Annotated in this window: 5 protein-coding genes and 2 pseudogenes; 4 read left to right on the top strand and 3 right to left on the bottom strand. The window is 63.4% G+C overall.

Annotation, left to right across the window (positions count from 1 at the left end):
- The coding region (locus ML01_RS26100; protein WP_162268118.1) for a phage integrase N-terminal SAM-like domain-containing protein at positions 1-470 on the bottom strand (470 nt) is incomplete at its 3' end.
- An 810-nt stretch (positions 471-1,280) separates the two neighbouring features.
- Here ML01_RS26100 and ML01_RS26095 point away from each other — a divergent pair.
- Positions 1,281-1,472, top strand: a pseudogene (locus tag ML01_RS26095) (hypothetical protein); the annotation flags it as partial.
- A gap of 844 nt (positions 1,473-2,316) precedes the next feature.
- Here the strand turns inward: ML01_RS26095 and ilvD are convergent.
- Positions 2,317-4,221, bottom strand: a complete 1,905-nt coding sequence (ilvD, locus tag ML01_RS26090; protein WP_058558302.1) for a dihydroxy-acid dehydratase — start codon at positions 4,219-4,221, stop codon at positions 2,317-2,319.
- Positions 4,222-4,561: 340 nt separating this feature from the next.
- Between ilvD and ML01_RS31575 the strand changes: the two genes are divergently transcribed.
- The 3 genes from ML01_RS31575 to ML01_RS26075 all read left to right on the top strand — a co-directional run bounded on the left by ML01_RS31575 (position 4,562) and on the right by ML01_RS26075 (position 8,123).
- Positions 4,562-4,747: a type II toxin-antitoxin system RelE/ParE family toxin gene (locus ML01_RS31575; protein WP_371258253.1), complete on the top strand. Its 186-nt coding sequence runs from the start codon at positions 4,562-4,564 to the stop codon at positions 4,745-4,747.
- Positions 4,748-4,861: 114 nt separating this feature from the next.
- Complete coding sequence (locus ML01_RS26080) at positions 4,862-5,158, top strand: addiction module antidote protein (RefSeq protein ID WP_058558301.1); 297 nt, start codon at positions 4,862-4,864, stop codon at positions 5,156-5,158.
- A 217-nt stretch (positions 5,159-5,375) separates the two neighbouring features.
- Positions 5,376-8,123: a diguanylate cyclase gene (locus ML01_RS26075; protein ID WP_162268117.1), complete on the top strand. Its 2,748-nt coding sequence runs from the start codon at positions 5,376-5,378 to the stop codon at positions 8,121-8,123.
- Here ML01_RS26075 and ML01_RS26070 read toward each other — a convergent pair.
- Positions 8,118-8,693, bottom strand: a pseudogene (locus tag ML01_RS26070) (hypothetical protein); the annotation flags it as partial. The gene ML01_RS26075 and the pseudogene ML01_RS26070 sit on opposite strands and share 6 nt — an antisense overlap.

The following is an 8,693-nucleotide window of genomic DNA, read 5'->3' as shown; positions in this document are numbered from 1 at the left end:
CGTCGGCGCGCCGCATCGATGTCCGCCACCGTCAGCCCCAGCCCCTCGCCCAAACGCAGGCCCATGCTGTAGAGGGTGAAGAACAGCACACGGTAGCTCAGCACCCGGGTCGATCGCACCAGCCGTGCCACTTCATCGACCGTGACGATGTCCGGCAGATGCCGCCCCCGCGGCGGCTTGATCAAGCCCACATGCTCCCACGGCTTGCGCAACACGTGCTCGTAGTAGAACTTCAACCCGTACAGGTCCAGCTTCACCGACGCCCACGAGTGGGTCTCCAGCAGCTCGGCGAAGTAGTCCGTCAGCTGCTCGGCGCTCAGATCATCGATCCGATACTCGAAGTGTCCGGCAATCCGCCGTACGCCCCGCGCGTACGCCTCGATCGTCTTCGGTCGGAAGCCCTTGAGATGCAGATGCTTGTCCAGGGCGCTGTAGCGGCGCTTGAAATCGGCCTCGAAAGATGGTGACATGACAGCGCAACCTCATGATTCTCAGCGGAATGTCCCCTCGCTCGGCGAGGGCGTGAGGTTGCATCTTAGTCACTGCGGGGCCGCCGCGTCGCTGTTCTCCGCGTAGCGGCTCCGTCCAACAAGCCCGCAAGCCCGACGCCAAACTGCGGCCTTCGCTATCGCTCAGGCCGCAGTTTGGCGCGGGCTGCGGTTGACGTTGGCGCCAGAAAGCGAAAGCGACTTAATCCGCGGCCATCGACCCGAGGATCGCTGTAGAAGATAGAAGCCAGCAGAACAATAGGTCGTGATCAAAAGGCCAAGGCTTACTTTCGACAATGACGATCTATCTTGATGTCTGCCGCCTAAATCGTCCAACGACGATCAAACCCAAGATCGCATCCATCTTGAAGCGGAGGCTGTGATCTCCATTTTGCGTCGCGTCGAACTGGGTGAGTGGATTTGGGTTTCGGTGGCATTATCAACTATGAAAGCAGCCGCACACCGGATCTCGAGTACCAATAAAGGGGTCATAGCGCTTTAAATGAAAAGTCGAAATAATCGCCCAACAGGGAGCCCAGCGCCGACGCCAAACTGCGGCCTTGATCATCATTCCGGCCAAGCGGCGGTCATGGCTGGGGCCGAAGGGATGCGCCTGCTGTCCCGCAACATCAACGGACCCACTGGCGCGACTGGCTCTCTCTCTGGTGACACCGCTCCCGCGGTGTCACCGCCTCCCGGCGCTCCGCGCCCACCCGCCGCGATCGCTGTCCCACGGCCGCTGCCGACCTCGTCGCCCCGTCACGCCCCGCGGGCGCAGAGCGCGAAGAGCGCGTGACACCGCAGGAGCGGTGTCACGAGCAGAAGCTCGCGATCCTGATCGCGGCGACGGACCAAAGCATCGGCGGCGTGCTCGTGTTCGGTGACCGCGGCACCGGCAAGTCCACCGCCATCCGCGCCCTCGCCGCGCTGCTTCCGCCGATGCGCGTCGTCGAGAACTGCGCCTACAACTGCGATCCGGAGGCGTTGCCGACGGTTTCGTCCCGCCGGTAGGCAACAATCCGTGTCGCGCTCTAGCGAGCGGCACGGATACTCCCCGGGGTCCGAGGCCGTATCGAGCCTGACAGTGTGGATACAGAGATCGAGAACACGCGGTAACCAGGGAGATCCGCGCATCGGTCCGCGGGACGCGGGCACCCGCGAACAAGTGTAAAAGCGAGGACGCGGGCGGTGATGCGTGGAGGTCGGAGCCATCCATACGAGCTGTGACACCCGGTCATGCGCGGTCAACATTGCGGGTGGCGGCCCGAGACAATGCGCGGGTGAAACACGGCCCTACACCGAGAGGACTCTGTCCGTGACCCCCATGCCCGCGCGTTTCACGCCGTCGGCGTGCCCGCTCATGTAGCGGTGCGCGGAACGCTCGGCGCTGCGGCGGAAGCCGCACGCGCGGAGTCGACAGCGCGCTGGACTCGCTCCCCTGTTCCACGGCGGAAGACTTGGGCCGGGAGCCGGATGGTGTAACACTCCAAGTCCTACTGCTCCGGGCCGGGAGCCGAGCCGTCGCATGGCAGAGATATTGTGGCACCGCCGGGAAACCAGGCGGCCAACAGAGAACACCAACTTCTGCCTAAACGGCGGCAAGGCCCCGGGTTACTCTCCGTTCACTCAGTTGCCCGCGCGGAGTCGGTCGCGCGCGGCGAGCCTGCAAACGAGCCCGCGGGCTCGGTGCACGGTGGGCTTGCCGCCGCCGCAACCGGACAGACCGGCGGCGGCGATAGCCATGGCGACGGCTGCGACAGGGGCCCCACGTCCAAGGGCCGTCATCCGCCGGGGCGGGCCCGCCGCGGGGCCATCACCCTGAGCAGCCTCAGCCGAGCTGCGAGATATCCCGCACCGCACCGCGGGCGGCGCTGGTGGTCATGGCCGCGTAGGCGCGCAGCGCCTGGGACACCGGGCGGTCGCGCCCAATCGGTTTCCAGGCCTGCTCGCCCCGGGCCTCCATGGCCGCACGCCGGGCGGCGAGCACCTCGTCGTCCACCTTGACGTTGATGGCGCGGTTGGGGATGTCGATCTCGATCAGGTCGCCCGCCTCCACCAGACCGATGGGGCCACCCTCGGCCGCCTCCGGCGAGCAGTGGCCGATGGAGAGCCCCGAGGTGCCGCCGGAGAAGCGCCCGTCGGTGATCAGGGCGCAGGCCTTGCCGAGCCCCTTGGACTTCAGATAACTCGTCGGGTAGAGCATCTCCTGCATCCCAGGGCCGCCCTTGGGGCCCTCGTAGCGGATCAGCACCACGTCGCCGGGCTTGATCTGGTCGGTGAGGATGGCGGTGACCGCGGCCTCCTGGCTCTCGCAGATGCGCGCGGGGCCGGTGAAGACCCGGAGCGTCGAGGTGGGCACGCTGGTGGTGTAGCGCAGCGCCTCGGCCGCGAACATGGACTCATCGATGCCGGCGGTCTTCACGATGCAGCCCTCGGGGGCGATGTTGCCGTAGAGCACGGCGAGCCCGCCGTCCTTGGAGTAGGCGTGCTCCAGGTCGCGGATGCAGCCGGCGGCGCGGTCGGTATCGAGCCCCGGCCACTGGCGGGACTGGCTGAAGGCCTCCTGCGTGGGCACCCCGCCGGGGGCGGCCAGGAAGCGCTCGCGGGCGCCGGGGTGGGCGCCGGCGCGCATCACGTCCCAGCGCTCCAGGGCCTCGCCGAGGCTGGCGGAGTGCACCGTAGGAACGTCGCGATGGAGCAGCCCGCCGCGGTCGAGCTCCCCCAGGATGCCCATCACCCCGCCGGCCCGGTGCACGTCCTCCATGTGATAGGTCTGGGTGGCGGGGGCCACCTTGCAGAGGTTGGGCACCTTGCGGCTCAGCCGGTCGATGTCCGCCATGGTGAAGGGCACGCCGGCCTCCTGCGCGGCGGCGAGCAGGTGCAGCACGGTGTTGGTGGAGCCGCCCATGGCGATGTCGAGGCTCATGGCGTTCTCGAAGGCCTGGAAGCTCGCGATGCCCCGCGGCAGCGCCGTGGTGTCGTCCTGCTCATACCAGCGCCGGGCCAGCTCCACCGCGAGACGCCCGGCCTCGAGGAACAACTGCTTGCGCCCCGCATGGGTGGCCAAGAGCGAGCCGTTGCCCGGCAGGCTGAGCCCCAGGGCCTCGGTGAGGCAGTTCATGGAGTTGGCGGTGAACATGCCGGAGCAGGAGCCGCAGGTGGGGCAGGCGGAACGCTCGATGGCGGCGACGTCGGCGTCGCTCTCATCGGGATTGGCGGCGGTGACCATGGCGTCCACCAGGTCGAGCTTGAGCTCGCCCTTGCTGTCCAGCCGCACCTTGCCCGCCTCCATGGGCCCGCCGGAGACGAACACCGCCGGAATGTTCAACCGCAGGGCCGCCATCAGCATCCCGGGGGTGATCTTGTCGCAGTTGGAGATGCACACCAGGGCGTCGGCGCAGTGGGCGTTGACCATGTACTCCACCGAGTCGGCGATGATCTCCCGGCTCGGCAGGGAATAGAGCATGCCGCCGTGGCCCATGGCGATGCCGTCGTCCACGGCGATGGTGTTGAACTCCTTGGCCACGCCCCCGGCGGCCTCGATCTCGCGCGCGACCAGTTGGCCTAGATCCTTCAGGTGCACATGCCCGGGGACGAACTGGGTGAAGGAGTTGGCCACGGCGATGATGGGCTTGTCGAAATCGCCGTCGGTCATGCCGGTGGCGCGCCACAGGGCGCGGGCGCCGGCCATGTTGCGGCCATGGGTGGTGGTGCGGGAGCGGTACTGGGGCATGGCGGCCTCTGCTGCCTGGCTGGTCGGTCGAAGCGGGGATGATCCGGCAAAGCGGGGCGGTGTGCCAGTCTGGGGCGGGGTAACCGTTCTGCCCCCATCGAAGCACTCAAGCGCTGGTGCCGCGAACGCCCGGATCTGTTCCGCAAGCGGCCCGAAAATCTACCGGGACTTGACACCAGGATTGTCGAAGGCCCGAAGTTCCGAATCACGTCCGGGCGGCGCCATAAGGCGAACTCCGGGGGAGGGGCAGTCGCGGAGGTGCCAACGCGTCAAGAAGGCCGTCGTCGCCGACATGCCCACTACAGTTGATACATTGCCAACTGTAGTTTACGCTCCACCCATGTTCGAGATCATCGCTTCCAAGACGTTCACCACCTGGCTGCAAGGCTTGCGCGATCAGCGCGCCGTTGCTCGCATCAATGCGCGACTGCGGCGCGTCAGTACCGGCAACCTGGACGACGTGGTGTCGGTTGGCGAGGGCGTCTCGGAGATGCGCATTATCTACGGGCCGGGCTACCGGCTGTAGTTTATCCGCCAAGGCGCGGCCCTTATCGTGCTTCTGTGCGGCGGCGACAAGTCCACGCAGGCGCACGACATTGAGCACGCGAAAGCGTTGGCACAAGAGTGGGAGGGTTGAACGATGGCTGAGTCATTTTCGCGTTGGGACAGTGCCGACTATCTGGACACCGACGAAGACATCCGGCTGTACTTGGAAGCCTGCATTGAAGAAGACCCGGGCGACGGATCCTTGATCCGCCACGCGTTGGGCGATGTAGCCCGCGCACGCAACTTCAGCGCGTTGGCGCGCGAGGTGGGCGTCAGCCGCGAAGGGCTGCGCAAAGCGTTGTCCGCCGAGGGCAACCCATCGTTCGCGCTGGTGCTGAAGATGGCGCGCGCGCTGGGTCTCGAGCTGCGTTTGACGCAGCGCGCGGCGTGAGCTGCGGGGAGCGCCCCTGGCCGCGTTCTAAGGACGAGACCGAGACATCCAAGGTCTCCATCCACTGCTTTGCGCACTAAGACCTGCGAGCGTTGAGGGTCATGTATCGGGAAACCGCGGACACCTGCTCCGCAGACAAAGAACATAGGCGGGCAATTCCGGCAGCGCTGTAGGTTACATTTCGCTCACTGCGATGTCGCGGGAGATGGGAAACCGCATGAATGAATCAGTCACGCCACTTGCTCCCGCGCCGGCGTGGAAAAGAAAAAAGCGCCACAGTCATCTCACTAGCTTGGGGCTACTGCTATTCGCGGTGATTCTTGGTCTGTTCGTGCTAATTGGCGCCCAACTGTTTCGCTTTGAATCGGAACGACATCAACAGCACGAGATCGAGCAGGTCAAGTATGAGCTCGATATCCTGGCAACCGCACTTAAGAGTCGCATCTACGCGAATATTTTCGCCGTCTCCGGGGTGAAATCCCTGGTAGCGATGAATCCCGAGCTGACCCAGGAGGATTTCAGTCGCGCCATGGCGGTCCAGTTTCGGGAGCATCAGGACTTGCGCAACATCGGCCTGGCTCGCGACATGGTGCTGCGCCTGATGTATCCCATCGCAGGCAATGAAAAGGCCATTGGTCTGGATTATCGGACCCTGCCGGATCAGTTCGATGCCGTCCAACAGGCACTGGAGCTCAACCGCATCGTCCTCGCCGGGCCGCTCGCCTTGGTGCAGGGTGGCGAGGGTCTGATTGCCCGTATCCCGATCCATATACCCGACACAGCATCCGGTGAGGAGCGCTTCTGGGGCTTTGCTTCGGTAGTGATGAACACCGATGCCATTTTTGCGGGAGCCGCTATCACGCAACAGGATTCCTTGCGCCTCGCCATCCGCGGTCGGGACGGCAGCGGTGAAGCGGGAGAGGTCTTTTTTGGTGACCCAGAGGTCTTTGAGAACCGGCCAGTCACTCAGTTCATCGAGCTCCCCCATGGATACTGGCAAATGGGCGCCGTGCCCACTGGTGGGTGGTCAAGGTACATGGTCCTTTCCGACCCGCTCATGTGGACTTACCTTGTCGTGGCGGCGGCCATTCTAGCCTTTTCGGCCGTCATTGTGTTTCTGCTGGCGGAGAATCGCCACGCCGTGGAGGCACTGAAGAAAGAGCGCGATCTGTTCGCCGAGGGGCCGGTGTTCACGCTCGAATGGGGAGCGGAGCAGCACGGTCACTGGCCAATTAAAAGCGCATCCTCGAATGTCGAACGGATTTTAGGCTACAGCCAGGCCGAGATGCTGAAACCAGGGTTTTCTTATTCCGCATTGATCCATCCCGATGATCTGGAGCCTGTCATCAGCCGACTCAGGGAGTACATTGCAGCGGGGGTTGACCGATTCGAGGATTCCTATCGGTTGCGAACCCGAACGGGCCAATATCTGTGGTTTTATGACTTCACCATCTTGCAGCGTGAAGAGGCTGATCATCTGACGAATATTCGCAGTTACATGTATGACCAGAGTGCGCAAAAACGGGCAGAAGAAGCGCTGCGTATTGTCGAGCAACGCCTGGAAAAGACCGCTTATGAACTGACGGAAAATATCCCGGTTGGCACGTACACCATGGTACAACCCGCCGCTGGCGGCATGGCGAGCTTTTCTTTTCTGAGCCGTCGTTTTTTGGAGCTGACCGGGTTGACGCGGGAAGATGCGTCCTCTGATCCCATGAAGGGCTTTGCCTGTGTTCATCCAGATGACTTTGATGCGTGGGTCGCGCTGAATGTAGAAGCGTTCAACGAAAAGAAGCCGTTTTTTGGTGAGACGCGCGTGGTGGTCAATGGTGACATTCGCTGGATCACCGCCGAATCCCTGCCACGCACCCTGCCTGACGGAACAACCGTGTGGGAAGGGGTGCTTGCTGATGTGACTGATCGCAAGCGCGCTGAGGATGCCTTGAGCGAGAGTTTAAGGCGGTTCAACGATTTGGTCGATCATGTCGCGGTCGGGGTCTATGTCTTCTGGCACCGGGCCAGTGGCACAATGGAATTCGAGTACGTCAGCGATAGCTGGTGCGACATGAATCAAGTACGCCGGGAAGATGTATTGAAGAATCCCTGGCTGGCCTGGAATGTCATTCATCCGGATGACTTCGAGGAGTTCAAGCAACTCAATGCAGAGGTCGTGCGGGAACGCCGGTCTTTCGCCTGGGAAGGTCGGATTATTGTCAATGGTGATGTCCGTTTCGTGAGGATTGAATCGAGTCCGATGTTTTTTGAAAATGGCGACAGCCGCTGGTTTGGCTTCGAGCAAGATATTAGCGAAAGAAAACAAGCCGAGGAGCTCTTGCAAAAAACCAATTTCGCACTGGAACAAGAGATCACTGAGCGCAGGCTCGTGGAGCAGGAGCTCAAAATCAAAACGGAGCTCCTCGAGAAGCTCTCCATGCAGGACGGTCTGACCGGCATTGCCAATCGGCGCTATTTCGATCAGCGCGCGGAGGTGGAATGGAAGCGCGCTCTGCGCTCCGTTCTGCCGCTATCGCTGGCACTCATCGACATCGACCACTTCAAGCAATACAACGACCATTATGGCCACGGCGCAGGGGACGATTGTCTCAGGCAGGTGGCGCAAGTGCTCGCGGGCTATGCCGAGCGTCCGCTGGACTTGATCGCGCGCTATGGCGGCGAGGAATTCGTCGCCCTGCTACCGGAAACCGAGAGCGATGGCGCGCTCCATCTTGCCGACCGGATGCGCGCCGCCGTGGAAGCGCTCTCCATTCCCCATGCCTGCTCCAGCGTCGGTTCGGTGGTCACCTTAAGCATTGGGGTCGCCACCCACGGATCTGATCGCGTCAAGACCGATCTGCGTCACCTGCAAGAGTGCGCCGACCAGGCTCTCTACTGCGCCAAGCACCGAGGCCGCAATCAGGTGCAAGTTGAGCGCACGCTTTTAACATATCGTGATAGATCATCATGAGTTCCGGCATGAGTTCCGGGGGTGAGTTCCAGGGACAGTGCGGCCTGGCAAGGCCGCGTGATCTAGCGGGTGTGAATCCCGCCTGGGTAATCGTGAGCCACGAGCCCAGTATCCAGCCTTGCGGCGTGGACGGTAACGGACACGAAAAACGTGGTCTGTCCCCGATTGTTTGTTCTTGCCGGACGCCGTCTTGTCCTGACGCCCCTGCGGGGCTTGGCGCACCAGCACGAAGCACGCCCGCAGCGGATTGCTGCGCACCCACTGGCCGATGCCGAGCGCGACCGGCGTCTGCGTCGCCCGCTCGAACAACTGCTTGCAGCTGTACCAGCGCCGCTTGAGCTCGACGCCGTCGCGCCCGCGCACGCGCCCCAGCCAGCGCCAGCCCAAGCGCTCGACCTCGCGGTAGAACGGTACCTTGAAGCCGGAGTCCGCCACGATGATCGGCGCTGCGCTCGCCGGTATGATGTCCGCCAACCGCTGCAGGAACCGATGCTGTACCTGCCGATTGCCCAAGTTTTCCTGCGTGTGAACCTCCTCGTACAGCGTCAAGCTGCGCCCGCCCACCGGCAA

It is taken from the genome of Thiohalocapsa sp. ML1 (assembly GCF_001469165.1).
Taxonomy (GTDB): domain Bacteria; phylum Pseudomonadota; class Gammaproteobacteria; order Chromatiales; family Chromatiaceae; genus Thiohalocapsa.
Note: the sequence above shows the minus strand (reverse complement) of the source record. Positions and strands in the feature narration are given on the sequence as shown.